At 60.1% G+C, this 25030-nt stretch carries 32 protein-coding genes; 13 read left to right on the forward strand and 19 right to left on the reverse strand.

The annotated features are described in order from the left end of the window. Positions 1–105: 105 nt before the first annotated feature. The 4 genes from ftsY (at position 106) to rpoH (ending at position 4316) form a co-directional block, all read left to right on the forward strand. Positions 106–1659, forward strand: coding sequence for a signal recognition particle-docking protein FtsY (ftsY, locus tag AC1RKH_RS26980; RefSeq protein WP_493064384.1), 1554 nt, complete (start codon positions 106–108; stop codon positions 1657–1659). Further along, complete coding sequence (gene ftsE, locus AC1RKH_RS26985) at positions 1659–2330, forward strand: cell division ATP-binding protein FtsE (protein WP_019694097.1); 672 nt, start codon at positions 1659–1661, stop codon at positions 2328–2330. The genes ftsY and ftsE overlap by 1 nt, the downstream gene beginning before the upstream one ends. Continuing rightward, entirely contained in the window at positions 2327–3349 is a 1023-nt protein-coding gene (ftsX, locus tag AC1RKH_RS26990) for a permease-like cell division protein FtsX (protein ID WP_123426422.1), read from the forward strand. The genes ftsE and ftsX overlap by 4 nt, the downstream gene beginning before the upstream one ends. Positions 3350–3461: 112 nt before the next feature. Beyond that, a complete protein-coding gene (gene rpoH / locus AC1RKH_RS26995) occupies positions 3462–4316 on the forward strand; it encodes an RNA polymerase sigma factor RpoH (protein ID WP_123426423.1) in 855 nt (284 codons plus the stop codon). Positions 4317–4523: 207 nt separating this feature from the next. Here the strand turns inward: rpoH and mtgA are convergent, their stop codons facing one another. Then, positions 4524–5246: a monofunctional biosynthetic peptidoglycan transglycosylase gene (gene mtgA, locus AC1RKH_RS27000; protein WP_493064383.1), complete on the reverse strand. Its 723-nt coding sequence runs from the start codon at positions 5244–5246 to the stop codon at positions 4524–4526. Between the two features lie 74 nt (positions 5247–5320). On the opposite strand from mtgA, the gene AC1RKH_RS27005 reads away from it, so the two are divergent. The 4 genes from AC1RKH_RS27005 to trmB all read left to right on the forward strand — a co-directional run bounded on the left by AC1RKH_RS27005 (position 5321) and on the right by trmB (position 7583). Beyond that, the gene (locus AC1RKH_RS27005) at positions 5321–5692 is read left to right on the forward strand and encodes a DUF423 domain-containing protein (protein ID WP_493064382.1); all 372 of its coding nucleotides are present in this window, start codon (positions 5321–5323) and stop codon (positions 5690–5692) included. A 92-nt stretch (positions 5693–5784) separates the two neighbouring features. After that, positions 5785–5985: a sulfur carrier protein ThiS gene (gene thiS / locus AC1RKH_RS27010; protein WP_493064381.1), complete on the forward strand. Its 201-nt coding sequence runs from the start codon at positions 5785–5787 to the stop codon at positions 5983–5985. A 68-nt stretch (positions 5986–6053) separates the two neighbouring features. After that, the gene (locus AC1RKH_RS27015; protein WP_123426426.1) at positions 6054–6848 is read left to right on the forward strand and encodes a thiazole synthase; all 795 of its coding nucleotides are present in this window, start codon (positions 6054–6056) and stop codon (positions 6846–6848) included. A 9-nt stretch (positions 6849–6857) separates the two neighbouring features. After that, positions 6858–7583 (forward strand): tRNA (guanosine(46)-N7)-methyltransferase TrmB, encoded by a 726-nt coding sequence (gene trmB, locus AC1RKH_RS27020; RefSeq protein ID WP_054594470.1) that lies wholly within the window; start codon positions 6858–6860, stop codon positions 7581–7583. Between the two features lie 132 nt (positions 7584–7715). On the opposite strand, the gene AC1RKH_RS27025 is transcribed toward trmB, so the two are convergent. From AC1RKH_RS27025 to AC1RKH_RS27070, 10 genes are all read right to left on the reverse strand, one after another. Continuing rightward, positions 7716–8039, reverse strand: a complete 324-nt coding sequence (locus tag AC1RKH_RS27025) for a DUF3392 domain-containing protein (RefSeq protein ID WP_054594469.1) — start codon at positions 8037–8039, stop codon at positions 7716–7718. Positions 8040–8048: 9 nt separating this feature from the next. After that, complete coding sequence (hemW, locus tag AC1RKH_RS27030) at positions 8049–9251, reverse strand: radical SAM family heme chaperone HemW (protein WP_493064380.1); 1203 nt, start codon at positions 9249–9251, stop codon at positions 8049–8051. Then, positions 9248–9844, reverse strand: coding sequence for an RdgB/HAM1 family non-canonical purine NTP pyrophosphatase (rdgB, locus tag AC1RKH_RS27035; protein WP_493064379.1), 597 nt, complete (start codon positions 9842–9844; stop codon positions 9248–9250). Before rdgB ends, hemW begins: the two co-directional genes overlap by 4 nt. Next, positions 9841–10275: a DUF4426 domain-containing protein gene (locus tag AC1RKH_RS27040; RefSeq protein WP_123426431.1), complete on the reverse strand. Its 435-nt coding sequence runs from the start codon at positions 10273–10275 to the stop codon at positions 9841–9843. Before AC1RKH_RS27040 ends, rdgB begins: the two co-directional genes overlap by 4 nt. Before the next feature lie 24 nt (positions 10276–10299). Next, positions 10300–10920: a methionine biosynthesis protein MetW gene (gene metW, locus AC1RKH_RS27045; protein ID WP_071552963.1), complete on the reverse strand. Its 621-nt coding sequence runs from the start codon at positions 10918–10920 to the stop codon at positions 10300–10302. A 7-nt stretch (positions 10921–10927) separates the two neighbouring features. Beyond that, the gene (gene metX / locus AC1RKH_RS27050) at positions 10928–12067 is read right to left on the reverse strand and encodes a homoserine O-succinyltransferase MetX (protein WP_493064378.1); all 1140 of its coding nucleotides are present in this window, start codon (positions 12065–12067) and stop codon (positions 10928–10930) included. A 183-nt stretch (positions 12068–12250) separates the two neighbouring features. Then, positions 12251–12547 (reverse strand): DUF167 domain-containing protein, encoded by a 297-nt coding sequence (locus tag AC1RKH_RS27055; protein ID WP_493064377.1) that lies wholly within the window; start codon positions 12545–12547, stop codon positions 12251–12253. Next, positions 12547–13134 carry a YggT family protein gene (locus AC1RKH_RS27060; protein WP_493064376.1) on the reverse strand — a complete coding sequence of 196 codons (588 nt, stop codon included), beginning with the start codon at positions 13132–13134 and terminating at the stop codon, positions 12547–12549. The genes AC1RKH_RS27055 and AC1RKH_RS27060 overlap by 1 nt, the downstream gene beginning before the upstream one ends. A gap of 24 nt (positions 13135–13158) precedes the next feature. Continuing rightward, entirely contained in the window at positions 13159–13977 is an 819-nt protein-coding gene (proC, locus tag AC1RKH_RS27065) for a pyrroline-5-carboxylate reductase (protein ID WP_493064375.1), read from the reverse strand. Between the two features lie 49 nt (positions 13978–14026). After that, positions 14027–14713: a YggS family pyridoxal phosphate-dependent enzyme gene (locus tag AC1RKH_RS27070; RefSeq protein ID WP_493064374.1), complete on the reverse strand. Its 687-nt coding sequence runs from the start codon at positions 14711–14713 to the stop codon at positions 14027–14029. A gap of 55 nt (positions 14714–14768) precedes the next feature. Here AC1RKH_RS27070 and AC1RKH_RS27075 point away from each other — a divergent pair, with 55 nt between their 5' ends. Next, positions 14769–15803 carry a type IV pilus twitching motility protein PilT gene (locus AC1RKH_RS27075; RefSeq protein WP_493064373.1) on the forward strand — a complete coding sequence of 345 codons (1035 nt, stop codon included), beginning with the start codon at positions 14769–14771 and terminating at the stop codon, positions 15801–15803. A 145-nt stretch (positions 15804–15948) separates the two neighbouring features. Here AC1RKH_RS27075 and AC1RKH_RS27080 read toward each other — a convergent pair whose 3' ends face one another. Then, positions 15949–16572: a C40 family peptidase gene (locus tag AC1RKH_RS27080; protein ID WP_493064372.1), complete on the reverse strand. Its 624-nt coding sequence runs from the start codon at positions 16570–16572 to the stop codon at positions 15949–15951. 251 nt (positions 16573–16823) lie between these two features. On the opposite strand from AC1RKH_RS27080, the gene AC1RKH_RS27085 reads away from it, so the two are divergent. Next, positions 16824–17255: an NINE protein gene (locus AC1RKH_RS27085; protein WP_493064371.1), complete on the forward strand. Its 432-nt coding sequence runs from the start codon at positions 16824–16826 to the stop codon at positions 17253–17255. A gap of 112 nt (positions 17256–17367) precedes the next feature. Here the strand turns inward: AC1RKH_RS27085 and AC1RKH_RS27090 are convergent, their stop codons facing one another. From AC1RKH_RS27090 to gshB, 7 genes are all read right to left on the reverse strand, one after another. After that, positions 17368–18639, reverse strand: a complete 1272-nt coding sequence (locus AC1RKH_RS27090) for a dihydroorotase (RefSeq protein ID WP_493064370.1) — start codon at positions 18637–18639, stop codon at positions 17368–17370. Continuing rightward, entirely contained in the window at positions 18636–19640 is a 1005-nt protein-coding gene (locus AC1RKH_RS27095) for an aspartate carbamoyltransferase catalytic subunit (protein ID WP_071552973.1), read from the reverse strand. The genes AC1RKH_RS27090 and AC1RKH_RS27095 overlap by 4 nt, the downstream gene beginning before the upstream one ends. A 26-nt stretch (positions 19641–19666) precedes the next feature. After that, the gene (pyrR, locus tag AC1RKH_RS27100; RefSeq protein ID WP_493064369.1) at positions 19667–20173 is read right to left on the reverse strand and encodes a bifunctional pyr operon transcriptional regulator/uracil phosphoribosyltransferase PyrR; all 507 of its coding nucleotides are present in this window, start codon (positions 20171–20173) and stop codon (positions 19667–19669) included. An 80-nt stretch (positions 20174–20253) separates the two neighbouring features. Beyond that, positions 20254–20691: a Holliday junction resolvase RuvX gene (gene ruvX, locus AC1RKH_RS27105; protein ID WP_007897947.1), complete on the reverse strand. Its 438-nt coding sequence runs from the start codon at positions 20689–20691 to the stop codon at positions 20254–20256. Continuing rightward, complete coding sequence (locus AC1RKH_RS27110; RefSeq protein WP_123426442.1) at positions 20691–21260, reverse strand: YqgE/AlgH family protein; 570 nt, start codon at positions 21258–21260, stop codon at positions 20691–20693. Before AC1RKH_RS27110 ends, ruvX begins: the two co-directional genes overlap by 1 nt. A 179-nt stretch (positions 21261–21439) precedes the next feature. Next, entirely contained in the window at positions 21440–22339 is a 900-nt protein-coding gene (locus AC1RKH_RS27115; protein ID WP_123426443.1) for an energy transducer TonB, read from the reverse strand. A 97-nt stretch (positions 22340–22436) separates the two neighbouring features. Next, positions 22437–23408, reverse strand: coding sequence for a glutathione synthase (gshB, locus tag AC1RKH_RS27120; protein ID WP_493064368.1), 972 nt, complete (start codon positions 23406–23408; stop codon positions 22437–22439). Positions 23409–23643: 235 nt separating this feature from the next. Here gshB and pilG point away from each other — a divergent pair, with 235 nt between their 5' ends. Genes pilG through AC1RKH_RS27135 form a run of 3 tightly spaced genes read left to right on the forward strand, consistent with a single transcriptional unit; the run spans position 23644 to position 25020 of the window. Beyond that, positions 23644–24048: a twitching motility response regulator PilG gene (gene pilG, locus AC1RKH_RS27125; protein WP_019694068.1), complete on the forward strand. Its 405-nt coding sequence runs from the start codon at positions 23644–23646 to the stop codon at positions 24046–24048. Positions 24049–24104: 56 nt separating this feature from the next. Continuing rightward, positions 24105–24470 carry a twitching motility response regulator PilH gene (gene pilH / locus AC1RKH_RS27130; RefSeq protein WP_007929961.1) on the forward strand — a complete coding sequence of 122 codons (366 nt, stop codon included), beginning with the start codon at positions 24105–24107 and terminating at the stop codon, positions 24468–24470. Between the two features lie 10 nt (positions 24471–24480). Next, positions 24481–25020 (forward strand): chemotaxis protein CheW, encoded by a 540-nt coding sequence (locus AC1RKH_RS27135; RefSeq protein ID WP_493064367.1) that lies wholly within the window; start codon positions 24481–24483, stop codon positions 25018–25020. The last annotated feature ends 10 nt before the right edge of the window (positions 25021–25030 follow it).

Consider the following 25030-nt stretch of genomic DNA (forward strand, 5'->3'; position numbering starts at 1 on the left):
AATGTTGCGCGTGAACAAGCTGGGTGAAACGCAGTCTGTTCTGCATCGAATATTTATTTGCCGAGGCGCCATTGGCGCGTCGCTACCGTGAGATAGCCGTCCTCCATGTTTGGTTCCAACGACGACAAGAAGACCCCAGCTGCGGCTGGCGAGAAGAAAAGCCTGTTCGGATGGCTGCGCAAAAAGCCGCAGGAGCCCGTCGTCGAACAGCCACAGCCACTTCCCGAGGTTGCGCCTGAGCCGGTAATAGATGGTGCGCAAGCGCCGGCCCCCGTCGTAGTGCCGATAGCCGAGCCGGTATTGCAACCGGCTGCCGAGCCACAACCTGCGCCAGTGGCAGAGCTGCCGCGTACGCCAGAAGTCACGCACACGCCGTGGTTGACGCTGCCGGTGGCTGAAGAGCCGGTAGCTCTGGTCGAAGACGAACTGGCGCCGCATGTCACGCCACCGATTCCTGCGCCGACAGTGGTCCAGCAAGCCGTAGAACTGCTGGTGGTCGAACCGGCGCCAGTCATCGAATCGGCGGCTGAACAGCTGATAGTTGATGAGCCGGATCTGCCTCAGCCGGTGATTGCAGCATTTGTCATGCCAGAACCTGCTCCGGAACCTGTGCCTGCCCCAGCGCCGACACCCGTCGTCGCGGCACCGGTAACGCCGCCAGCGCCGGTTGCACCGGTCGTTCCGGTTGCGGCTCCGGTTGCAGCCGAGCCGGCTCGCACCGAAGAAACCAAAGCCGGCTTCTTTGCCCGCCTCAAGCAAGGCCTGTCGAAAACCAGCGCCAGCATTGGCGAGGGCATGGCCAGCCTGTTCCTCGGCAAGAAGATCATCGATGACGAACTGCTCGAAGACATCGAAACCCGCCTGCTGACCGCTGACGTCGGCGTCGAAGCGACGTCGGTGATCATCCAGAGCCTGACCCAGAAGGTCGCGCGCAAGCAGCTGGCCGACGCCGATGCACTGTACAAATCCTTGCAGGCCGAGCTGGCCAACATGCTCAAGCCTATCGAGCAGCCGCTGAAAATTACCTCGCAGAACAAGCCATTCGTGATTCTGGTGGTCGGCGTCAACGGCGCCGGCAAAACCACCACCATTGGCAAGTTGGCGAAGAAGCTGCAACTCGAAGGCAAAAAAGTCATGCTCGCGGCCGGCGACACCTTCCGCGCCGCAGCGGTCGAGCAATTGCAGGTCTGGGGCGAACGCAACAAGATCCCGGTGATCGCTCAGCACACCGGTGCCGACTCGGCTTCGGTTATCTTCGATGCCGTGCAGGCCGCCAAGGCCCGTGGCATTGACGTGTTGATCGCCGACACCGCCGGTCGCCTGCACACCAAAGACAACCTGATGGAAGAGTTGAAGAAGGTTCGCCGGGTCATCAGCAAGCTCGACGCCGACGCACCGCATGAAGTGCTGCTGGTGCTCGATGCGGGTACTGGCCAGAACGCTATCAACCAGGCCAGGCAATTCAACCAGACGGTCGAACTGACCGGCCTGGCCCTGACCAAACTCGATGGCACGGCCAAAGGCGGGGTGATTTTCGCCCTGGCCAAGCAGTTTGGTCTGCCGATTCGCTACATCGGTGTCGGTGAAGGCATCGATGACTTGCGTACCTTTGAAGCAGAACCCTTTGTCCAGGCACTGTTTGCCGAGCGGGAGCGTTAATGATTCGTTTCGAACAGGTCGGTAAGCGCTATCCGAACGGTCACGTCGGCTTGCATGAGCTGAGCTTTCGAGTCCGTCGGGGCGAGTTCTTGTTTGTCACCGGCCACTCCGGCGCCGGTAAAAGTACCTTGCTGCGGCTGTTGCTGGCCATGGAACGTCCAACCACCGGCAAACTGCTGCTGGCCGGGCAGGATCTGGCCACCATCAGCAACGCACAGATCCCGTACCTGCGTCGGCAGATCGGTGTGGTCTTCCAGAACCACCAGTTGCTGTTCGACCGTACGGTGTTCAACAACGTCGCCTTGCCGTTGCAGATTCTTGGCCTGTCCAAGGCTGAAATCGCCAAGCGCGTGGATTCGGCCCTGGAGCGCGTGGCGCTCTCGGACAAGACCGATCTCTACCCGGGCGACCTGTCCACCGGTCAGCAACAGCGCGTCGGTATCGCCCGCGCCATCGTCCATCGCCCGGCCTTGCTGCTGGCGGACGAGCCGACCGGTAACCTCGACCCGCGTCTGGCGGCAGAAATCATGGGCGTTTTCGAAGACATCAACCGTCTGGGCACCAGCGTGCTGATAGCCAGTCACGACCTGGCGCTGATTGCCCGCATGCGTCATCGCATGCTGACCTTGCAACGTGGCCGATTGATCGGCGACGGGGAGGCCGGGGTATGAGTGCAACACGCAGTCCGAAGGTTTCCGAGCGCGTGGCCCCGAAGGCCGCCGATCCGCAACCACAGAAGAAAAAACGCGACGAAGACGACGGCCCGGACTTCAGCACCTTGCTGCGCGCCTGGATCGAAAGCCACCGCGCCAGCTTGCTGGACAGCCTGCGACGTCTGGGCAAGCAGCCGATCGGCAGCTTCTTCACCTGCCTGGTGATGGCCGTTGCCCTGAGCTTGCCGATGGGCCTGTCATTGCTGCTGAACAACGTCGAGCGTCTGGGCGGCTCCTGGCAGCGTGCGGCGCAGATCTCGCTGTACCTGCAACTCGACGCCAGCGCCAACGAAGGCGAACAGCTGCGCGAGCAGATCAAAGGCTTGCCGGGCGTGGCCGATGCCGAGTACATCAGCCGCGAACAGGCGCTGGAAGAGTTCCAGCAGCAGTCCGGTCTGGGCGAGGCGCTCAAGGAGTTGCCGCAGAATCCGTTGCCTGGCGTGGTGCTGGTCACCCCGAACGAAGTCGACAAAGCGACCCTTGAAGCATTAAGACAAAAACTTTCCGAACTGCCAAAGGTACAACAGGCGCAACTTGATCTAGTCTGGGTCGAGCGTTTGGCGGCCATCCTCAAGCTGGGCGAGCGGTTTGTCTTCGGTCTGACCGTGCTTCTGGTTTCTGCATTACTTTTGGTGATAGGCAATACCATTCGTCTTCATATTGAAAACCGCCGCACCGAGATAGAAGTGATTAAACTCGTCGGCGGCACTGACAGCTATGTGCGTAGGCCTTTTCTGTACATGGGCGCGCTTTATGGCTTCGGTGCGGGGATTCTTTCCTGGGGTGTTCTGGCGTTTGGCCTGAACTGGCTGAACGACGCAGTGGTTGGGCTGGCCGGCTTGTATGGCAGTAATTTCGCGTTGGCCGGGGTGCCGGTTGCCGATGGTCTGTCACTCTTGCTAGGCGCAGTGCTGTTGGGGTATATCGGTGCTTGGATTGCGGTAGCGCGCCATTTGAGAGAGCTCGCACCGAAGTAGTGTCTTTTTGCTTGTATGACCTTTCAGCGTGTAGGGGAACTTGTCCTTTGGTTCCCGGTCAATTTTCGCAGTGCTGAACTGCACGAGTTATGTAAGTCGGAGGTTTTTTCGTATGACCACTTCTTTGCAACCTGCTTATGCTCTAGTCCCAGGCGCAAACCTGGAGGCTTATGTGCACACGGTGAACAGCATTCCATTGCTGACACCGGAGCAGGAGCGTGAACTGGCCGAGAGTCTCTACTATGAGCAGGATTTGGGGGCGGCTCGGCAGATGGTGCTCGCCCACCTGCGTTTTGTTGTACATATTGCCCGTAGCTATTCCGGTTACGGCCTGGCCCAGGCTGACCTGATTCAGGAAGGCAACGTTGGCCTGATGAAAGCGGTCAAGCGCTTCAACCCGGAAATGGGCGTGCGTCTGGTGTCCTTTGCAGTGCACTGGATCAAGGCTGAAATCCACGAATTCATCCTGCGCAACTGGCGCATCGTCAAGGTCGCCACGACCAAGGCCCAACGCAAACTGTTCTTTAACCTGCGCAGCCAGAAAAAACGTCTGGCGTGGTTGAACAACGAGGAAGTCCATCGCGTGGCTGAAAGCCTCGGCGTAGAGCCGCGGGAAGTGCGCGAGATGGAAAGTCGCCTGACCGGCCATGACATGGCCTTCGACCCGGCTGCGGAAGCGGACGACGACAGCGCTTTCCAGTCGCCGGCCAACTATCTGGAAGACCATCGGTACGACCCGGCCCGTCAACTGGAAGATGCCGACTGGACCGACAACTCAACCAGCAACCTGCACGAAGCGCTGGAAGTACTGGACGACCGCAGCCGTGACATCCTCTACCAGCGCTGGCTGGCAGAAGAAAAAGCCACGCTGCACGACCTGGCGCAGAAGTACAACGTGTCGGCCGAGCGTATCCGTCAGCTCGAAAAGAGCGCGATGAACAAGCTCAAGCTGTCCATTGCTGCTTAAGCTGCAATGCAATAAAAAACGCCCTGATCATTGATCGGGGCGTTTTTGTTTGTGCCCGATAATCCTGCCTCACACCGGCCCCCCTGTGGGAGCGAGCCTGCTCGCGATGGCAATGTAACAGGCAGCATTGATGCTGAATGTGCTGGCCTCATCGCGAGCAGGCTCGCTCCCACAGTGGTTCTCCAGTGCTGTTGGAATCGTGATCGGCTATTGCGTCCAAGGTGCCCGGCGCGAAGCGTTGAGCCCTATCAGATAGCTGTCGCCACCCAACTGGCTCATCTGCTGCCGAATCCAGCTCGCGCGTCGCAATACATAAGGGCTCGGATGGCCGGCGCTCCAGACCCGTGGGTTCGGCAGCACAGCGGCCAGCAAACTGGCCTGCTGACGGTTCAACGACCGGGCGCTCACGCCAAAGTGATGCCGGGCAGCCGCTTCGGCGCCAAACACCCCGTCATCCCATTCCACGCTGTTGAGGTACACCTCAAGTATCCGCTGCTTGGGCCAGAACACTTCGATCAGTCCGGTAAACCAGGCTTCCAGGCCCTTGCGCAGCCAGCTGCGACCGGACCACAGGAACAGGTTCTTCGAGACTTGCTGGCTCAGGGTGCTGGCGCCACGGATCGAACCGCCGAGTTCGTTGTGCGCCAGAGCAGCCTGAATCGCGCCGAAGTCAAAACCCCAGTGCTCGGGGAATTTCTGATCCTCGCCAGCCATCACCGCGACTTTCAAGTCGTCGGAGATGTTTTCCCACGGCTGCCAATTACGCTGCACGTCGATAGGCTCGCCATCGACCCAGGATTCGATCTTGCGCTCAACCATCAGTGCTGTCCCCGGAGGCGGAACGACACGAAACACCAGCACCAGCAACACGCTGCCAACCGCGAACCAGAGCAGGGCTTTTGTGAAGCGGCGGAACATTAAACGCAGCATAGAGATGGCTTGGCCGAACCTGTCGAGCGGGCCATTATACAGACCCTGCCCGATGATTCTGACTGGAGTTCCTCATGCTGCGTGGCTTTCTGATGCTGGCCGCTTTTTTCGGATTCACCGGCGTGGGCCTGGGCGCGTTTGCCGCCCATGGCCTGAAAGACCGCCTGAGTGCCGAATACCTGGCGATTTTCCACACCGGCGTCACCTACCAACTGGTGCATAGCCTGGCGTTGCTGGGCATAGCACTGCTGGCCACGCAGATTTCCGGGCGCCTGATCACCTGGGCCGGCGTATCATTTGCTATCGGAATCCTGCTGTTTTCCGGCAGCCTTTACCTGCTGACCCTGACCGGTGTCAGCAAGCTTGGCATCGTTACGCCGTTCGGCGGATTGGCATTCCTCGTGGGCTGGCTGTGCCTGGGGATTGCCGCCTGGCGTCTGACCTGACCCCTACGGGTCCATTTCAAGACGAATGGCTTGGGTCGACCTGACTGATCGGGCTAGAATGCTGGCCCCTAAAAACGATGGCGGCATTCGGCATGCGCATTCAGTTGAACGGCGAATCCCTTGAACTGCCCGACGGTGAAACCGTTGCGGCCCTGCTGACCCGTCTGGAGCTGACCAGACGCCGGGTGGCGGTCGAACTCAATCTGGATATCGTCCCGCGCAGTCAGCACGCAGAAACTACTTTGAACGACGGTGACTCGGTCGAAGTCGTTCACGCCATCGGCGGCGGCTAGTAGCCAGCAGGCGACTCCCGCGGCCCACACGCATTCTGCAAGAACCTCACCCCAACAGAGGATTTCCGATGAGCAACGTTCGCAGCGACAAGCCTTTCGTCCTGGCCGGTCGTACTTACCAGTCGCGTTTGCTGGTAGGTACCGGCAAGTACCGTGACATGGAAGAAACCCGCCTGGCCATCGAAGCCTCGGGTGCCGAGATCGTCACCTTCGCCGTGCGCCGGACCAACCTCGGCCAGAACCCGGGCGAACCGAACCTGCTCGAAGTCCTGTCGCCGGATCGCTACACCTTCCTGCCGAACACCGCCGGCTGCTTCGACGCTACCGAGGCTGTGCGCACCTGCCGCCTGGCCCGTGAGCTGCTCGGCGGCCACAACCTGGTGAAGCTGGAAGTGTTGGCGGACCAGAAAACCCTGTTCCCTAACGTGATCGAAACCCTCAAGGCCGCCGAAGTGCTGGTCAAGGAAGGTTTCGACGTGATGGTCTACACCAGCGATGACCCGATCATTGCCCGTCAACTGGCGGAAATCGGCTGCATCGCAGTCATGCCGCTGGCCGGTCTGATCGGCACGGGCCTGGGGATCTGCAACCCGTACAACCTGCAGATCATCCTCGAAGAAGCCAGGATCCCGGTGTTGGTGGATGCCGGTGTCGGCACCGCTTCCGACGCCACCATCGCCATGGAACTGGGTTGCGAAGCGGTGCTAATGAACTCGGCCATCGCCCACGCCCAGCAGCCGATCATGATGGCTGAAGCCATGAAACACGCCATTGTTGCAGGTCGTCTGGCGTACCTCGCCGGGCGCATGCCGAAAAAACTCTATGCCAGCGCTTCCTCGCCGCTGGATGGTCTGATCAAGTAAGAGCCATTGATGACTGAATCGAACGACACGCCTATCCAGACGGAAGCAGGCGAAGAGCGCCAACACCGCCGCATCAAGAGTTTCGTGATGCGCGCCGGGCGCATGACCGAAGGCCAACAGCGCGGCCTGGACCAGGGCACGCCGCTGTTCGTTTTGCCGCTGGCCGACGCGCCGGTGGATTTTGACCAGGTGTTTGGTCGCTCGGCACCGCGCTCGCTGGAAATCGGCTTTGGCATGGGCCATTCGCTGCTGGAAATGGCCGCGGCTTCGCCGGATCAGGATTTCATTGGCGTTGAAGTGCACCGTCCAGGTGTCGGCGCGCTGCTCAATGGCGTGCTGACTCAAGGCCTGACTAACCTGCGGGTCTACGATTGCGATGCGATCGAAGTGCTCAACCGTTGCGTGGCCGACAACAGCCTCGATCGCCTGATGCTGTTTTTCCCGGACCCGTGGCACAAGAGCCGTCACCACAAGCGTCGTATCGTTCAGGCGTCGTTCGCTGAGCTGGTGCGTAGCAAGTTGAAAGTTGGCGGTGTGCTGCACATGGCTACCGACTGGGAACCGTATGCGGAATACATGCTGGAAGTGATGAACGTCGCACCGGGCTACCGCAACCTCGCCGAAGACGGCAAGTGCGTGCCGCGCCCAGCCGAGCGCCCGATCACCAAGTTCGAACGCCGCGGCGAACGCCTTGGGCATGGCGTGTGGGATTTGAAGTTCGAAAAACAGTCGTAAGCCATAACTCAAAACTATATGTGGGAGCGAGCTTGCTCGCGATGAGGCCATAACATTCAGCATCGATGTTGAATGTTATATCGCCATCGCGAGCAAGCTCGCTCCCACATTTGTTTTGTGTGTTGTTTAGGATTAACGGCGGTCTGCGACGACACCGATCAACACCAGCACTACCAGCAACACTGGCGCCAGGCTGTAGTTGTTGAACTGGCTCAGGCCGCGAACAATCCACGGCGTGGCGTAGATCAGTGCGGCGCCGCTGCCAATCATGCACACCAGGGCCATCAACGGGACGCGCAAGGCGCCGGCGATGCTGCCCAGGCGTTGGTCGATCCAGCCTTTGATATCTGCGCCAAACAGCACCAGCAGGCAGCCCACCAGCGCCAGGGCGATTTCCGACAGGTTGCTACGGCTCCAGCGGGACACGGTGGCAAGCAGATCGAGTACCAAATCCATTCGATTTCCTTAAGTCAGAAAATTCTGCAGCAAGTCATTGAGGAACAGCTGTCCGTGCTCAGTCGCCGCCAGACGTGACGGTTCGACCTGCAACAAGCCACTTTGTTCGGCCTCACGACGGCCTTCGGCAAGACTTTCCAGCGTCAGGCCGGTGCGCTCCGGATACAGCCTCGCCTCGACACCCTCGGTCAGGCGCAAGGCATTCATCAGGAACTCGAAAGGCAGCTCTTCGTTGGTCAGGGCTTTCTCGCCCGCCTGAAAGCTCTTTGCCGGGTTGAGGTAGTCCTTCGGCAAACGGGTCTTCCAAGTGCGGACAATTCGCCCGTCCGGATGACTGAGTTTGCCATGAGCCCCGGCACCGATGCCGATGAAGTCACCGAAACTCCAGTAATTGAGGTTATGCCGCGCCGGGCGACCGGGTTGGGCATACGCCGACACTTCGTATTGGGCGTAACCGTGTTCGGCCAGCAGCGCCTGACCGGCCTCTTGAATGTCCCACAGGGTGTCGTCTTCTGGCAGGGTTGGCGGCTGATTCCAGAACACCGTATTCGGCTCCAGCGTCAGCTGATACCAGGACAGATGAGTCGGCTTCAGTGCGATGGCCTGGCGCAGGTCGTCCAAAGCGTCTTCCAGGGACTGATCGGGCAAGCCGTGCATCAGGTCCAGGTTGAAGTTGTCGAACCCGGCCTGTCGGGCCATGCCTGCGGCGCGAATCGCTTCATCGCCGTTGTGGATCCGGCCCAGTGCCTCAAGCTTCTCTTGTTGGAAGCTCTGGATGCCGATCGACAGGCGATTGATGCCCAAGGCGCGGTAAGCGACGAACTTTTCCTGCTCGAAAGTCCCGGGGTTAGCCTCCAGGGTGATTTCGATATCGCTGGCAAACGGGATCCGCTGTTCCACACCTTTGAGCAACCGGCCCAACGCTTGCGCGCTGAACAGGCTCGGTGTGCCGCCGCCGAAGAAGATCGAACTGAGCTTGCGGCCGTAAACTGCGTGCAGATCCTGATCGAGGTCAGCCAGCAGGGCGTCCACATACTCTTCTTCCGGCAGCACGGGGCTTGCGGTGTGGGAGTTGAAGTCGCAATAAGGGCATTTGCGTACGCACCACGGAATATGGATGTACAGCGCCAGCGGCGGCAACTGAGGCAGGGCCGCGCGGGGCGATTGCGCGCCGCCGAAGATCAGCGGCGACGCCGATGAGTCGTGGGTCATTTCAGGCTCAAACGTTGGCGCAGCAATTCCATTGCACGGGCGCGGTGGCTGAGCTGGTTTTTCTCGGCCGGGCTCAATTCTGCGCTGGAGCAATCACGCTCCGGCACCCAGAACAGCGGATCGTAACCAAAGCCGTGCTCACCGCTGGCCTGGGTCAGAATACGCCCGTGCCACAGACCTTCGCAGAGAATCGGCAGCGGATCGTCGGCGTGGCGTACCAGCGCCAGCACGCAGACAAACTGCGCACCGCGTTCGGCTTCAGGCACGTCTTTCAGCACGTCGAGCAGCTTGGCGTTGTTCGCCGCATCGCCCTGGCCATCGGCGTAACGCGCCGAGTAGATGCCGGGTGCGCCGCCGAGGAAGTCCACCGCCAGCCCCGAATCATCGGCCAGCGCCGGCAAACCGGAGATGCGCGCGGCGTTGCGGGCCTTGAGGATGGCGTTTTCGACGAACGACAGGCCGGTTTCTTCGGGCTCGACGCTGCTGAACTCGCCAATCGAGCGCAGGTGCACCGATTCGCCGAGCATGGCCTGGAGTTCTTTGAGTTTGCCGGCGTTATGGCTGGCCAATACGAGTTGCGTGAAGTCGATCATTCGCCGGGGAAGAGCTCTTGGTTGAAATTGATGGTGTTGATTTTGTCGCCGGTCTGCACCTTGATCTCGAACGTGCGGACTTCCTGCTGATCCACCGGGAACTGGGCGATATAGTAGACCGCACCGGTTTCGGTGATCTGTTTGAACTTCAGCGGGAGGCTTTGGCTGGTCAGGTCTTTCACCGTACCGGTAACGCTGGCGGTCAGTGGTTTACCAGCCTTGATCACCGACACATTGATCACACCCTGGTTCTTGCTGCGGATAAGTTCGGCGTTTTTGGCGATATCCGGCGTCAGGTAGGTGGAATTGAAGGTGTTGTAGTGCACCGTCACGTCACCGAAGGTTTCCTGGCGCTCGCCTTTGATGGCTTCGGCGGCCATGGCGCTGACGCTCAGGCAGGCGGTTAATAGAAACAGGGCTAGACGACCCATGATCGCTCTCCTCGAAATACCTCGTTAAACCGCTACCTGGTGATCCTGCAGGCCAGGACTGCTGACGCGGTAGATGCCAATCTCACCTAATAGATTAGGCCATAGCTTACTGGCCCACCCGTGTCGGTGTTGTTGATCGACGGCAAGCCGATCGATGACCTTGGCTTCACGTTCGCGGCACAGCGCTTCAAAGTCTTCAAAGGTGCAGAAGTGAATGTTCGGCGTGTTGTACCAGGTGTATGGCAAAAACTCCGAAACCGGCATCCGGCCCTTGCTTGCCAGGTACCAGCGGCAGCGCCAGTGACCGAAGTTGGGGAAGGTGATGATGCACTGACGACCGACCCGCAGCATTTCGTCGAGGATCTTGTCCGGGTAATGCACGGCTTGCAGGGCCTGGGTCATCACCACGATGTCGAAACTGTTGCTGGCAAAGTTGCCGAGGCCCTTGTCCAGGTCCTGCTCGATGACGTTGATGCCCTTGGCCACGCATTCGGCGATGTTGTCCGCATCGTTTTCCAGCCCGTAGCCGGTGACTTGCTTGTTGTCGCGCAGCCAGGTCAGCAGCTCGCCATCACCGCAACCGAGGTCGAGGACGCGGCTGCCGGCGGGGATCCATTCCTGGATGATTTCCAGATCGGCTCTCATGTCTTCCTCAAAGCGATATACGGTTCATGTAATTGCTGAATGCCTGCAAGTAACGCGGGATCGGAATCAGGAAGGCGTCGTGGCCTTGCGGAGCATCGATCTCCAGGTAGCAAACGTCTTTCCTGGCCGCCATCAGCGCATCCACCAGTTCCCGCGAGCGGGCAGGGGAGAAGCGCCAGTCGGTGGTGAAGGACATCACGCAGAACTTGGCTTTGGCTGCCTCGAAGGTTTTCGCCAGGTTATCGTCGAAGTTAGCCGCCGGATCGAAGTAGTCCAGCGCTTTGGTCATCAGCAGGTAGGTGTTGGCATCGAAGCGCCCGGAGAACTCTTCACCCTGATAACGCAGGTAGCTTTCGACTTGGAACTCGACGCTGTGGAAGTCGTAGTTGAGCTTTTCGCTCTTCAGGCCACGGCCGAATTTCTCGCCCATGGAATCGTCCGACAGGTAGGTGATGTGCCCGACCATCCGCGCCAGCATCAGCCCGCGCTTGGGGATCACGCCCGCTTCCTGGAACGAACCGCCATGGAACTCCGGGTCGGTGAGAATTGCCTGACGTGCTACTTCGTTGAAGGCGATGTTCTGTGCCGACAGTTTCGGTGCCGAGGCAATGGCCAGGCAGTGACGGATGCGCTCAGGGTAAGTGATGCTCCACTGCATTGCCTGCATGCCGCCCAGACTGCCGCCGATCACGGCGGCCCACTGGTCGATGCCGATCCGGTCCGCGAGGCGTGCCTGGCTATGGACCCAGTCTTCCACGGTCAGCACCGGAAAATCGGCGCCGAACGGCTTGCCGGTGTCCGGGTTGATGCTGCTCGGGCCGGTGGAGCCGTTGCAGCCGCCGAGGTTGTTCAGGCTGACCACGAAGAATTTGTTGGTGTCGATCGGTTTGCCCGGGCCGATGCAGCTGTCCCACCAACCGGGTTTACGGTCTTCGGTACTGTGAAAACCGGCGGCGTGATGGTGACCGGACAAGGCATGGCAAATCAGCACGGCGTTGCTCGCCGTGGCGTTCAGCGTGCCGTAGGTTTCATAGATCAGGTCATAAGCTGGCAATGAGCGGCCGCAGGCAAGGGCCAGGGGCTCGCTGAAGTGCGCCACTTGCGGCGTCACCAGACCAACAGAATCGGCGGGAAAGGCAGTTGGCATCGACCCTGCTCTCGTTGAAATGAGGCGTAAGTCTAATGAGCAGGGACCTCAGCGGCAAGCAAAGGCCGGGCCTGATTTCATTCAGCTGGATCGAGGTGCGCCATTCGCGAGCAAGCCCGCTCCCACAGGGGGATTGCATTCCAAATGTGGGAGCGAGCCTGCTCGCGATGAACGATGACGCAGTCAGCCTGCCGGGCGCGCAAGATCCGGCAACTCCGGCAACTTCTTCGGCGAGCTGATCCGAACCCGCTTCTGCCGGTTCAGCTCACCGCTGATCAGGCTCACCTGGCTCTTGGACACCCCAAACGCCTTGGCCAGAAACGCCATCAGATAGGCGTTGGCCTTGCCTTCGACCGGCGGGGCGGTCAGGCGGATCTTCAGCCGATCGCCATGCAGCCCGCAGAAGTCATCGCTGCGGGCCGCCGGTTGCAGGTGACACTCCAGAATCAGGTCGTCACCGTCCCAGCGAAAATAGCTCATCAGATCAGGCCGAGCAGCCCGTTTGGCATGAAGGCATAGTACGCAAGGCGTGGGATCAGCCAGCTTTGCAGTAACTGGATCACGATAAACGCGAAGATCGGTGAGATGTCGAGGCCGCCCAGGTTCGGAATCATGCGGCGGAACGGGGCGAGGACCGGTTCAGTAATCTGAGCGACCAGCTCTGCGCCCGGATTGTGGCTCCCCGGGGCGACCCAGGACAGAATCACGCTGATGATCATCGCGTAGAACAGGATATTCAAAAACAGTGCGAAGATCGCGATCAGTGCCCATGGCACCAAAAACAGCCAGTCAACCTGGAAGCCTTTGAGCAACAGGATGACCGCGATCAGTAGCATCTGCACGATCAGCGCCAGTACCAGCGACGACATGTCCAGCCCGAACATGCTCGGGATTACCCGGCGCAGAGGCTTGAGCAGCGGTTGAGTGGCTTTCACGATGAACTGGCAGAGCGGGTTGTAAAAATTCGCCCGAACCAATTGCAGGATGAAGCGCAACAGCACGATCAGCAGGTACAGGCTGCCCAGGGTTTTAATTATGAAAATGGCAGCGTCATTGAGTCCGAGCATCATTTATTCCTTTGTAAGAGCTGATTAGCGACCGAGTTGCTCGGCCATCTCGGCCGAGCGGTGCGCAGCGGCGCCGAGTGCTTTTTCGACCAGGGCTTCGAAGCCGCCGGCCTGGAAGGTCTTGATCGCGGCTTCGGTGGTGCCCGCTGGCGAAGTTACGCGACGGCGCAGCTCAGCGGCGTCGACATCACTGGCGACCGCCATGTGCGCAGCGCCCAACGCCGTTTGCAGGGTCAGTTGGGCCGCGATGTCCCGTGGCAGACCCAGTTTCTCGCCCGCAGCGGTCATGGCTTCGATCAGCAGGAAGAAGTACGCAGGGCCACTGCCTGAAACGGCGGTGACCGCATCCAGTTGCTGCTCTTCGTTCAGCCACAGGGCGATACCGACGGCCGACAGCAGCTCTTCGGCCTGCTGACGCTGTTCGGCAGTCACCTGGGCGGTAGCGAACAAACCGCTCACGCCCTGACGCAGCAGCGCCGGGGTGTTGGGCATGCAGCGCACGATCGGCTGGGCGCCGAGCCAGTTGTTCATGCTGGCGCAGGTGATCCCGGCGGCAATCGACACCACCAGTTGATTCGGTGCAAGGCTTGGACGCAGCGCTTCACACACAGCTTTCATCGCCTGAGGTTTGACCGCCAGTACGACCACGTCGGCGCCTTGAACCGCTTCTGCATTGTCGGCGAACGTTTCGATGCCGTGTTCGGCGGTTACCCGGGCGCGGGTTTCAGCACCCGGATCGCTGGCGCGGATCTGCGTGGCGTCCAGACCTTTGGCGCGCAGGCCGCCGATCAGGCTGGCGGCCATGTTTCCGGCACCGATAAAGGCAATACGTGTCTTGCTCATGTCAGGTCCTTATAGAGAGGTGTGTCAGTCATTGTTCACGGCTGACCGGCTATTGATGACCAGGGGCGCGGGCGCCAAACAGGGCCGTACCAATACGAACCCAGGTGGCGCCCATGGCAATGGCCGACTCCAGGTCGTGGCTCATGCCCATGGAAAGTGTGTCGAGTGGCAGATTCAGGCTGGCTTGTAGCCTTTGTACGGTCGCAAAGGCAGCGTCCTGGGCGGCACGATCTTCAGTCGGCTCCGGGATTGCCATCAAGCCGCGCAGTTTCAGCCGTGGTAACGCGCTGACGGCATTCGCCAGCGCCGGCAGATCGGCCGGGGTACAACCGGATTTGCTGGTTTCACCGCTGACATTGACCTGAATGCAGATGTTCAGGGGCGGCAGCTCGGCCGGGCGTTGTTCGGACAGGCGTTGTGCGATTTTCAAGCGATCCACGGAATGCACCCAAGCGAAGTTCTCGGCGATAGCACGCGTCTTGTTCGATTGAATGGGGCCGATGAAGTGCCAACTCAAGGGCAGGTCGGCCAACTCGAGCTGTTTGCCCAAGGCTTCCTGCAAATAGTTCTCACCAAAGTCGCGCACGCCGGCGGCGTAGGCTTCACGCACGGCGTCGCTGGGTTTGGTTTTGCTCACGGCCAGCAGTCGGACACTGTGTTCGGCACGTTGCGCAGCCTGTTCCGCGGCGCGGATGCGTATCTGAACCAAGGCTATGTTGTCTGCTATCGTGGACATTGAGGGACGCCGGCAGTCTGAGGTTCGCGGCATTCTACTGGAATTGGGGAGCGCTATGGATATCACTGAACTGCTGGCTTTCAGCGCCAAACAGGGGGCTTCCGACTTGCACCTGTCTGCGGGGCTGCCGCCGATGATCCGGGTGGATGGCGATGTGCGGCGGATCAACCTGCCGGCGCTGGATGACAAGCAGGTGCGCGAGCTGATCTACACGATCATGAACGACAAGCAGCGGGTGGAGTTCGAGCAGGCGCTGGAGACCGACTTTTCCTTCGAGGCGCCGGGTGTGGCGCGCTTTCGGGTCAATGCGTTCAATCAATATCGCGGCCCGGGCGCGGTATTCCGCACCATCCCGTCGAAAATCCAGAGCCTGGAAGATCTGGGTATGGGGGATGTGTTTCGCCGTATTACCGAGGTCTCTCGCGGGCTGGTGCTGGTCACCGGGCCTACCGGTTCCGGCAAGTCGACCACCCAGGCGGCGATGATCGACTACCTGAACAACCACCGGCATCACCATATCCTCACCATCGAAGACCCCATCGAATTCCTCCACGAATCACGTAAATGCCTGATCAATCAACGCGAAGTGCACCGTGACACGCGCAGTTTCGCCACCGCGCTGCGTTCGGCATTGCGCGAGGACCCGGACGTGATTCTGGTGGGGGAGATGCGTGATCTGGAGACCATCCGCCTGGCGCTGACGGCGGCCGAGACCGGGCATCTGGTCTTCGGTACCTTGCACACCAACTCCGCGGCGAAAACCATTGATCGGGTGGTGGACGTGTTTCCGGGCGAAGAGAAGTCGATGGTGCGTTCGATGCTCTCGGAGTCGTTGCAGGCGGTGATTTCCCAGACGCTGATCAAGAAAATCGGCGGTGGCCGGGTGGCGGCTCACGAAATCATGATCGGTACTTCGGCAATCCGTAACCTGATCCGCGAAGACAAGATTGCGCAGATGTACTCGTCGATTCAGACCGGGGCTTCGCAGGGGATGCAGACACTGGATATGTGCTTGAAGGACCTGGTGAACAAAGGCTTGATCAGCCGCGAGCATGCGCGGGAAAAGGCGCGGTCACCGGATAATTTCTGAGGGGGAATTTGTTGTGTGGATCGTTCCCACGCTCCTGCGTGGGAATGCCGCCATGGACGCTCTGCGTCCGCTGTTGAGGCTGTGACGCGGAGCGTCACGGGATGCATTCCCACGCAGGAGCGTGGGAACGATCATCAGGCTGGGATTAGCGCTGAGCGATGCGCATGGTTTTCGATTCTTTCGTTTCAACCCGCTTGGCAACCACGTAATGGCTTTCCCAGTACGGTTTCTTCAGGGTGTCGATGGTCACCGACTTGCCACGACGCGGTGCGTGGATGAAGCGGTCGTTGCCCAGGTAAATGGCAACGTGGTTGACCTTGCGGCTCTTGATATTGAAGAAAATCAGGTCGCCCGGCTTCAAGTCCTTACGCTCGACTTTCTGTCCGTGACCGGCGGCCATGGCGTTGGAAGTGCGTGGCAGATCAGCAGCACCAACGCCATTGAAGGCGTATTTCACCAGCCCGCTGCAATCGAAGCCTTTACTTGGGCTGCTGCCGCCCCAACGATAAGGAGTGCCGAGCACGTTTACTGCACGGCTCAGTACATTGCTGCTTTGTTTGGCCCCCATCGGCGGGACCGGTTTGCTGTCGGCCTTGCTCAGATGAGTCAGACCTTTTACAGCGTGTTTGTTTTTGCTGGTAACGGCAGAAACATGAGATTTTGGGGTGTAACCATTAACGTTCGGAAGACGTTGCTCACGATTGGTGGCGTGGGCGGCCAGTGGCATTAATAGGCAAATGGTTAGCCATGTCTTGAAAAATGGACGCATTAGGCAAGGCTCTATGTAGGTAAGCGCGCAACTTTATAACAGCTTTTTTGTCCTTTCCGAGGCCGTTGGTCGATTCAACCTGGGGGTCAACTGCACCAAAGAAGCTGCAAATTGACTCAATTGTCGGACAGAAGTCAGGTGTTACAAGGCTTTGACGGGAGACAAGGTAGCATTTGCCACACGTCGGTCGCCTGTAAAAAAGTCACAAAGAATTCAAGAATATTTATCTATCGAGGCAAATGAGGGAACCCATGAACACCTATCGTCAGGATGTTTCACACCAGGACACCCACAGCAAGGTGATCGGTTACCTGCTGTGGATTTTCGGTTTTACCGGTGCTCACCGCTTCTACTACGGCAAGCCGGTGACCGGAACGATCTGGTTTTTCACCTTTGGATTGCTGGGGATCGGCTGGCTGATCGACTTGTTCCTGATTCCAGCCATGGACCGTGAAGCGGACCTGCGGTTTACCGCCGGGCCTATCGAGTACAGCGTCGCCTGGATCCTGCTGACATTCCTCGGCGTGTTCGGCATCCACCGCATGTACCAAGGCAAGTGGCTGACGGGCCTGCTGTACCTGGTGACCGGTGGGTTGTTCTTTCTGGGGGTGCTGTATGACTTCTGGACGTTGAATGACCAGATCTCCGTACGCAATGCTCAGAACAGAGGCGCCTTCCAGTAAGTCATCGCGAGCAGGCTCGCTCCCACATTCGTTCGGCGTTTTGCCGAGGATTTGTGAAACACCACAAATCCAATGTGGGAGCGAGCTTGCTCGCGATTGGTGCGACGCGTTCTCAAGCCTGGTGGCTGATCCGTCCGTCCACCAGGGTGTAGCGCACCACGCCCGGTAGGCTATGGCCGAAGAACGGGCAATTTTCGCCCTTCGACAGCCAGTTCTCACCGGCCACGGTGGACGCGGCTGGATCGAACACCACCAGATCCGCCGGAGCGCCCACTGCCAACTTGCCCACTGGCAGGCGCAGGGCGTCGGCCGGGCCGGCACTCAAACGCGCCAACAGCGTCGGCAGATCGAGCAAGCCGTCTTCCACCAGTGTCAGGGCCAGCGGCAATAGCAGTTCAACGCTGCTGATGCCCGGCTCGGTCGCGCCGAACGGTGCCAGCTTGGCGTCGCGTTCGTGTGGCTGGTGATGGCTGGAGATCGCTTGAACCACCCCGGACTTCACGGCGGCACGCAAGCCATCGCGGTCAGCACGGGTGCGCAGCGGCGGCTGGACGTGATACAGGCTGTTGAAGTCGATCAGCGCCTCGTCGGTGAGGATCAGCTGATACAGCGCCACATCGGCCGTCACCTTCATGCCACGGGCCTGGGCCTGAGCGATCAATGCCACGCCACGGGCGCTGGTGAGCTGGCTGAAGTGCGCGCGCACGCCGGTTTGTTCGACCAGCAGCAGATCACGTGCCAGGGCCACGGTTTCAGCCGTTTCGGGAATTCCCGGCAAGCCGAGGAAGCTTGCGGTCGGACCTTCGTGAGCCAGACCACCTTCGGCCAGGTCATGATCCTGCGAATGGAAGATCACCGTCAGGTCGAACGTCGCCGCGTATTCCAGCGCCCGGCACAGGGTGCGGGTATTGCGGAAACTCTCCAGGCCGTTGCCGAATGCAATGCAACCGGCATCGCGCAGGGCAATCAGCTCAGCCAGCTGTTCGCCGTCCAGACCTTTGCTCAGGGCGCCGATCGGGAACACCTTGGCATTACCGGCCTCGCGGGCGCGGTCGAGGATCAGCTCGGCCACGGCGGAGGTGTCCAGCACCGGTTTGGTCCGTGGCGGGCAGCACAGGCTGGTGACGCCACCCGCCGCAGCGGCGCGGGTTTCGCTGGCAATTGTGCCTTTGCGGCTGTAACCCGGTTCGCGCAGAGCGACGTTCAGGTCGACGAGGCCGGGAGCGACCACCAGGCCTTTGGCTTCGATGGTCTCAACGGCGACGAAACCGGCTGGAGCGGCGCCAATGGCGACGATCTTGCAGGCTTCAATGTGAATATCGGTGACTTGATCCAGGCCGCTGCTTGGATCGATGACGCGGGCGCCGAGAATGCTGAGCTTCACTGGGCGTTCTCCTGCTCGAATTGGCGCTGGGCAGTCTGCCCGCTCATGGCCATCGACAACACGGCCATACGAATGGCGATCCCGTAGGTCACCTGATTGAGAATCACCGAGTGCGGACCGTCGGCCACCGCCGATTCGATCTCCACGCCACGGTTGATCGGGCCGGGGTGCATGACGATGGCATCCGGCTTGGCGCCGGCCAGGCGTGCGGTGGTCAGGCCGAACAGGCGATAGAACTCGCCTTCGCTCGGCAGCAGGCCGCCGGTCATGCGCTCACGCTGCAAGCGCAGCATAATCACCACGTCGACGTCTTTCAGACCTTCGGTCATGTCGGTGTAGACCTTCACGCCGTACTGCTCGATGCCGATCGGCAGCAGGGTTTTCGGCGCGATCACGCGGATGTCCGGGCAACCGAGGGTTTTCAGCGCGAGCATGTTCGAGCGTGCAACCCGCGAGTGCAGGATATCGCCGACGATGGCCACTGAAAGGTTTTCAAAGCTGCCTTTGTGCCGACGGATGGTGAGCATGTCGAGCATGCCTTGCGTCGGGTGGGCGTGACGGCCGTCACCGCCGTTGATGATCGCCACTTGTGGGCAAACATGCTCGGCGATGAAGTGCGCGGCGCCGGAGTCACCGTGGCGCACGACGAACATGTCGGCGGCCATGGCTTCAAGGTTGCGCAGGGTATCGAGCAGGGTTTCGCCCTTGCTCGCCGAGGACGTCGACACGTTCAGGGTGATGACGTCCGCCGATAGCCGTTGGGCCGCGAGTTCGAAAGTGGTGCGAGTACGGGTGGAGTTCTCGAAGAACACGTTGCACACGGTCTTGCCGCGCAGCAGCGGGACTTTCTTTACCGCCCGCGCGCCGACTTCAAGGAAGGAGTCGGCGGTGTCGAGGATTTCCGTCAACAGCTCGCGGCGCAAACCGTCGAGCGAGAGGAAGTGGCGCAGCTGGCCCTGATCATTGAGCTGCAGCGGGCGCTTGGTGTCTAAAGGCGTCATCGCAATGGACTCTTTAAAAGGGCGAATTAAAGGGCGAGGTCTTGAAGTTCGAGTTGCAGCGGGTCGGGGCCGGTCAACTTGACCCGTTCGTGGGCCGCCAGCGACAGAGTGGCGCCGACCACGTTCGGACGGATCGGCAGCTCGCCGGCGTCCAGATCGAGCAGGCACACCAGAGTGACGCTGGCCGGGCGGCCGTAATCAAAAAGTTCGTTCATGGCGGCGCGGATGGTCCGACCGCTCATCAGTACGTCGTCGATCAGCACCAGGTGCTGACCTTCGATTTCGAACGGCAACGCTGAAGGGCGCACCTGGGGGTGCAGGCCGCTCTGGCTGAAGTCGTCGCGGTAGAAGGAAACATCCAGCGTACCCAGTGGCGAGTCGCTGCCAAGCTCTTCGAGCAAGGCTTGAGCGACCCACACGCCACCGGTGCGAATGCCGATGTAGCGCGGTTCGCTGATGGCACGGTGTTCAAGATGGGCCTTGAGACGGGTCGCCATCTGGCTGATCAGTTCGGCGGGATTGGGCAGGCTCATGGTTGCTCCTTCATGGGCCCGAGCACGATGCGTGCACAGTGCGGCTCGGGTTGTAGCTAAGAGAGACGCCGGGCGCCTCTTCAGGATTCGAACAATGCAGTGTTTTCATCAAGCCAGCCTTGCAGCAGCAGGGCGGCGGCGATGGCGTCGACCGGGTTGTCGCGGTAACTGCCTTTCTGCCCGCCACGGACCAGGCGCTCGCCTTTGGCTTCGAAGGTGGTCAGGCGTTCATCGTGGGTATAGAAGGGCAGGTTGTAGCGGCCATTCAGGCGCCGGGCGAACTTCTCGGCCCGCAAGCACATGTCACTGGGCGTGCCGTCCATGTTCAGCGGCAGGCCGACCACCACGGCGTCGGGTTTCCATTCCTTGATCAGGGCTTCGACCTGATTCCAGTCAGGAATACCGTTTTGCGCCTTCAAGGTGCAGAGTTCGCGGGCCTGGCCGGTAATCACCTGGCCGACCGCAACGCCGATCTGTTTGGTGCCGTAGTCGAAACCCAAAATCAGACGCAAGGCCATCAGGCGTGTCCCGCCTGGCTGGTCAGCAGGCTGAGGTTGATGCCCAGGCGCTTGGCGGCCGCTTCCAGGCGCAGTTCGCTACTGGTGTTGAACAGGATGTCGGCATCGAACGGGCAGGTCAGCCAGGCATTGTCGGCCAGCTCGGCCTCCAGTTGCCCGGCTTCCCAGCCAGCGTAACCCAAGGCGATCAGGCTTTTGGCCGGGCCAACGCCATCGGCGATGGCAAACAGCACGTCCTGGGAAGTGGACAGCGCCAGGCCATCCAGTTCAACCGTTGCCTGATACGTCGAGCCGGTGGGGTGCAGGACAAAACCGCGATCGGTCTGTACTGGGCCGCCAGTGAAGATCGGCACGTGCTGGCACAGTGGTGGCGGCTCTATATCGGGGCGTAGCTGTTCGAGAATGTCCGCCAGGCTCAGGTCCTGTGGGCGGTTGATGATCAACCCCATGGCACCATTGGCCGTGTGCTCGACGATGTAGGTCAAGGTGTGCGCAAAGTTCGGGTCGGCCATGTGAGGCATGGCGATCAGGAAGTGATGCTTGAGGTAGCTGGGGCTGACGTTCTTCATAGGCGCTAGTGTGGCGTTGGAGGGGCAAACTGACAAGCTGGGGATACTGCAATTTGGCAGGCGACAGCGATCAAATGTGGGAGCGAGCCTGCTCGCGATGACGGCGGTAGATTCAAAGTTGAAGTGTCAGACAGACCGCTATCGCGAGCAGGCTCGCTCCCACAGGGGATTTGTGGCGGTCAATTGCTTGAGAGCTTGTCTCCGCGTGCAAACTTCCACGTACGAATGATTTCCAGCCGGTCGATATCCGACAGGTCGCCGGTAAACGGTGCAAACGGTGCCGCCAGTCGAACGATGCGCTGCGCGGCCTGATCCAGCAGCGGCTGGCCGGAGGATTCCAGCACCAGCACTTCATACAGCGAACCGTCGCGGTTGATCGAGACCATCAGTCGCAAGTTGCCGTAGATCTGCTTGCGCCGGGCTTCTTCGGGGTAGTTCAAATTGCCGATACGCTCGACCTTCTTGCGCCATTCGTCCTTATACCAGGCGCCCTTGTCGCGCATGGTCGAGGCGGCGCTCAGGCGGTGGATACGCGGGCGCTTGGCGTACAGCTGTTGTTCGTTGGCCAGTTCCGCTTCCAGGCTGGCGATGTCGCTGGACAGCTGCGAGCTGTCGAACGTCGGTGTCGCGGCCTTGGGTGTCGGCTCGGCCTTGACCTCTTGTTTCTTGGTCGCGGCTTTTTTTGGCGCTGGCGCGATGGTGGTCACGGCGGCTTTCGGCGCTGCTTCCTCTACCTGAGGTTTGACCGAAGGAGGGGGCGAGACTTTTTGCACCTTGTTGTCCTGGAACGGCGCGATCTCGGTGGTCTTGGGGATCGCCTTTTTATCCAGGGTGCCGCTGCCTTGCTGGTTTTCCTGAGCGAGGAAATCGGCTTTTGCAGGCTTCTTTTCGCTTTTGAAGGTGGCGAGGGTGATTTCCAGGGTTCTGCTGATCTGCTTGGGTTCGACAAAGGCGAACCCTACGCCCAGCAACAGGGCCAGGTGAATCAGCGCCGCGAGAAACAGGGTAAAACCGAGGCGATCGGCCGGGCGCACGCCACGGTGGGCGAGTTCGGGAGGCAGATCGGACGGAAGTGTCATAACAAGAAAACCAACATCGCGTTTTTCACAGGCCGCGCATGATAACGCAATGTTGGTTTTTTGAGCTTCAAGCTTCAAGCTTCAAGCGACAAGCGCTTCAAACTTGCAGCTTGTGGCTTGCAGCTTGCAACTGCCGTTCTATGGCAGCCATCAACATTTCGCCGATGTTCGTGCCAAAAGCGTTATCAATCTCGCGGATGCAGGTCGGGCTGGTGACGTTGATTTCGGTCAGGTGCTCGCCGATCACGTCGAGGCCGACGAACAGCAAACCCTTTTCACGCAGGGTCGGGCCGACCTGTGCGGCGATCCAGCGATCCTTGTCGGTCAGCGGGCGTGCTTCGCCACGGCCACCGGCGGCCAGGTTGCCACGGGTTTCGCCAGCCGCCGGAATCCGCGCCAGGCAGTAATCCACGGGCTCGCCGTCGATCATCAGGATGCGCTTGTCGCCGTCCTTGATCGCCGGCAGGTAACCCTGCGCCATGATCTGCTGCTTGCCGTGCTGGGTCAGGGTTTCGAGGATCACCGAAAGGTTCGGATGGCCTTTGGTGTGACGGAAGATCGAAGCGCCGCCCATGCCGTCCAGCGGCTTGAGAATGACATCGCCGTGATGATCGGCGAACTCGCGCAGCACATCGGGACGACGGCTGACCACGGTCGGCGGCGTGCACTGCGGGAACAGCGTGGCGAACAGTTTTTCATTGCAGTCGCGCAGGCTCTGCGGTTTGTTGACTACCAGTACGCCAGCGCGCTCGGCTTGCTCCAGCAGGTAGGTGGAGTAGACGAATTCCATGTCGAACGGCGGATCCTTGCGCATCAGGATCACGTCCAGATCGCTCAGCAGCGCGTCGGTTTCGGCTTCCAGTTCGAACCATTTTTCCGGGTTGGCGAAAACTTTCAAAGGACGCATGCGCGCCCGGGCTTCACCTTCGGCCTGGTAAAGATCGCGCTGTTCCATATAGAACAGCGTCCAGCCGCGAGCCTGGGCGGCCAGCAGCATGGCCAGCGAGCTATCCTTTTTATAGGAAATGCTGGCGATAGGGTCCATGACAATCCCGACGCGAACGCTCATGGGTTTTTCCTCGAAATTTGGGTGGTCAAAGCGACATGAAAAAGTGGCGTCAGAGTGGCGCCCAGTGTGTTCCCGGTCAAGGAAAAACCACCTCGTCGGTCGTCCGATAGATTGGATTTGGAGACTGTGCTAAAAAGGCTTCCATGTCGTGCTGGCCCTTGAGCATCAAGGGTTTCGAGCCCTCGGTATGCCGGAAACGGACAAATTGATTCGCAAAGGCGACGGTAGAGCAACTATGGAACAGCATTCCAGCGCCTTGAAGGTCATGGTGATCGACGATTCGAAGACAATTCGTCGTACCGCCGAAACACTGTTGAAGAACGTGGGCTGTGAGGTGATCACCGCCATCGATGGTTTCGATGCCCTGGCCAAGATTGCCGACAACCACCCCGGCATCATCTTTGTCGACATCATGATGCCGCGTCTGGATGGCTATCAGACCTGCGCGCTGATCAAGAACAACAGTGCGTTCAAGTCCACGCCAGTGATTATGCTGTCGTCCAAGGACGGGCTGTTCGACAAGGCCAAGGGGCGCATCGTCGGCTCTGACCAGTTTTTGACCAAACCTTTCAGCAAGGAAGAACTGCTGAACGCGATCCAGGCCCATGTACCGGGCTTTGCCGTTGTTTCGCCGCAGTAGGACACGCACAGTGACGCTCGGCCAACGGGCCCGGCGTCTATAAAATGGGGAAGACCATGGCACGTATTCTGATCGTCGATGATTCGCCGACTGAAATGTACAAACTGACCGGCATGCTGGAAAAGCACGGTCACGAAGTGTTGAAAGCCGAAAACGGCGCAGACGGTGTGGCGCTGGCCCGTCAGGAAAAACCCGATGCGGTGCTGATGGACATCGTCATGCCCGGCCTCAACGGTTTCCAGGCTACCCGCCAGCTGACCAAAGACGCTGAAACCAGCCACATTCCGGTGATCATCATCACCACCAAGGATCAGGAAACCGACAAGGTCTGGGGCACCCGCCAGGGCGCCAAGGATTACCTCACCAAGCCGGTGGACGAAGACACCCTGATCAAGACCCTGAACTCCGTTCTGGCTGGTTGACGGCCGACCCATGGCCGAGTCGCTGACTGCCTTCGAACTGCTGCTGCAGATCGATCAACGCTGCCGTTTGCTGGCGGCGGATCTGCCTTCGCAGCAAACCCGCAATCACGGCTGGAGCGGGATCGGCTTTCGTCTCGGCGAGCACTGGTACGTGGCGCCGATGGGCGAGGTCAGCGAAGTCCTGCACGAGCCGCGTTGTACTCAGCTGCCGGGGGTCAAGTCGTGGGTCAAGGGCGTGGCCAACCTGCGCGGGCGGTTGCTGCCGATCATGGACCTGTGCGGTTTCTTTGGCACCGAGCTGTCTGCGCTACGCAAGCAGCGGCGCGTACTGGTGGTTGAGTATAAAGAGCTGTTTGTCGGGTTGATGGTCGATGAGGTGTTCGGCATGCAGCACTTTGACCAGGCCAGTTTCGAGCCGGCGTCACTGGGCGCGCAGGACGGCCCGGCGGGTGCTTTCATCAAGGGACAGTTCGAGCGCGAGCAGCGTTGGCAGGTCTTCAGCCCGTTTGCTCTGGCGCAGTCACCACGGTTTATGGATGTGGCCCTTTGACGAAAGGCGA

It is taken from the genome of Pseudomonas sp. GW822-FHT06B12 (assembly GCF_058799675.1).

What these genes read in the sequence shown, in the direction of transcription:
- ftsE (WP_019694097.1), top strand. Translation starts at nt 1,659, where the DNA reads ATGATTCGTTTCGAACAGGTCGGTAAGCGCTATCCGAACGGTCACGTC.
- AC1RKH_RS27060 (WP_493064376.1), bottom strand. Translation starts at nt 13,134, where the DNA reads ATGCTCGGACTCAATGACGCTGCCATTTTCATAATTAAAACCCTGGGC.
- ftsX (WP_123426422.1), top strand. Translation starts at nt 2,327, where the DNA reads ATGAGTGCAACACGCAGTCCGAAGGTTTCCGAGCGCGTGGCCCCGAAG.
- AC1RKH_RS27085 (WP_493064371.1), top strand. Translation starts at nt 16,824, where the DNA reads ATGAACACCTATCGTCAGGATGTTTCACACCAGGACACCCACAGCAAG.
- AC1RKH_RS27135 (WP_493064367.1), top strand. Translation starts at nt 24,481, where the DNA reads ATGGCCGAGTCGCTGACTGCCTTCGAACTGCTGCTGCAGATCGATCAA.
- AC1RKH_RS27040 (WP_123426431.1), bottom strand. Translation starts at nt 10,275, where the DNA reads ATGGGTCGTCTAGCCCTGTTTCTATTAACCGCCTGCCTGAGCGTCAGC.
- AC1RKH_RS27015 (WP_123426426.1), top strand. Translation starts at nt 6,054, where the DNA reads ATGAGCAACGTTCGCAGCGACAAGCCTTTCGTCCTGGCCGGTCGTACT.
- thiS (WP_493064381.1), top strand. Translation starts at nt 5,785, where the DNA reads ATGCGCATTCAGTTGAACGGCGAATCCCTTGAACTGCCCGACGGTGAA.
- hemW (WP_493064380.1), bottom strand. Translation starts at nt 9,251, where the DNA reads ATGACCCACGACTCATCGGCGTCGCCGCTGATCTTCGGCGGCGCGCAA.
- proC (WP_493064375.1), bottom strand. Translation starts at nt 13,977, where the DNA reads ATGAGCAAGACACGTATTGCCTTTATCGGTGCCGGAAACATGGCCGCC.
- trmB (WP_054594470.1), top strand. Translation starts at nt 6,858, where the DNA reads ATGACTGAATCGAACGACACGCCTATCCAGACGGAAGCAGGCGAAGAG.
- ftsY (WP_493064384.1), top strand. Translation starts at nt 106, where the DNA reads ATGTTTGGTTCCAACGACGACAAGAAGACCCCAGCTGCGGCTGGCGAG.
- AC1RKH_RS27005 (WP_493064382.1), top strand. Translation starts at nt 5,321, where the DNA reads ATGCTGCGTGGCTTTCTGATGCTGGCCGCTTTTTTCGGATTCACCGGC.
- mtgA (WP_493064383.1), bottom strand. Translation starts at nt 5,246, where the DNA reads ATGCTGCGTTTAATGTTCCGCCGCTTCACAAAAGCCCTGCTCTGGTTC.
- pyrR (WP_493064369.1), bottom strand. Translation starts at nt 20,173, where the DNA reads ATGAGCCTGCCCAATCCCGCCGAACTGATCAGCCAGATGGCGACCCGT.
- AC1RKH_RS27080 (WP_493064372.1), bottom strand. Translation starts at nt 16,572, where the DNA reads ATGCGTCCATTTTTCAAGACATGGCTAACCATTTGCCTATTAATGCCA.
- AC1RKH_RS27055 (WP_493064377.1), bottom strand. Translation starts at nt 12,547, where the DNA reads ATGAGCTATTTTCGCTGGGACGGTGACGACCTGATTCTGGAGTGTCAC.
- AC1RKH_RS27070 (WP_493064374.1), bottom strand. Translation starts at nt 14,713, where the DNA reads ATGTCCACGATAGCAGACAACATAGCCTTGGTTCAGATACGCATCCGC.
- AC1RKH_RS27075 (WP_493064373.1), top strand. Translation starts at nt 14,769, where the DNA reads ATGGATATCACTGAACTGCTGGCTTTCAGCGCCAAACAGGGGGCTTCC.
- pilG (WP_019694068.1), top strand. Translation starts at nt 23,644, where the DNA reads ATGGAACAGCATTCCAGCGCCTTGAAGGTCATGGTGATCGACGATTCG.
- metW (WP_071552963.1), bottom strand. Translation starts at nt 10,920, where the DNA reads ATGAGAGCCGATCTGGAAATCATCCAGGAATGGATCCCCGCCGGCAGC.
- rpoH (WP_123426423.1), top strand. Translation starts at nt 3,462, where the DNA reads ATGACCACTTCTTTGCAACCTGCTTATGCTCTAGTCCCAGGCGCAAAC.
- AC1RKH_RS27110 (WP_123426442.1), bottom strand. Translation starts at nt 21,260, where the DNA reads ATGAAGAACGTCAGCCCCAGCTACCTCAAGCATCACTTCCTGATCGCC.
- pilH (WP_007929961.1), top strand. Translation starts at nt 24,105, where the DNA reads ATGGCACGTATTCTGATCGTCGATGATTCGCCGACTGAAATGTACAAA.
- AC1RKH_RS27025 (WP_054594469.1), bottom strand. Translation starts at nt 8,039, where the DNA reads ATGGATTTGGTACTCGATCTGCTTGCCACCGTGTCCCGCTGGAGCCGT.
- AC1RKH_RS27095 (WP_071552973.1), bottom strand. Translation starts at nt 19,640, where the DNA reads ATGACGCCTTTAGACACCAAGCGCCCGCTGCAGCTCAATGATCAGGGC.
- AC1RKH_RS27115 (WP_123426443.1), bottom strand. Translation starts at nt 22,339, where the DNA reads ATGACACTTCCGTCCGATCTGCCTCCCGAACTCGCCCACCGTGGCGTG.
- rdgB (WP_493064379.1), bottom strand. Translation starts at nt 9,844, where the DNA reads ATGATCGACTTCACGCAACTCGTATTGGCCAGCCATAACGCCGGCAAA.
- ruvX (WP_007897947.1), bottom strand. Translation starts at nt 20,691, where the DNA reads ATGGCCTTGCGTCTGATTTTGGGTTTCGACTACGGCACCAAACAGATC.
- metX (WP_493064378.1), bottom strand. Translation starts at nt 12,067, where the DNA reads ATGCCAACTGCCTTTCCCGCCGATTCTGTTGGTCTGGTGACGCCGCAA.
- gshB (WP_493064368.1), bottom strand. Translation starts at nt 23,408, where the DNA reads ATGAGCGTTCGCGTCGGGATTGTCATGGACCCTATCGCCAGCATTTCC.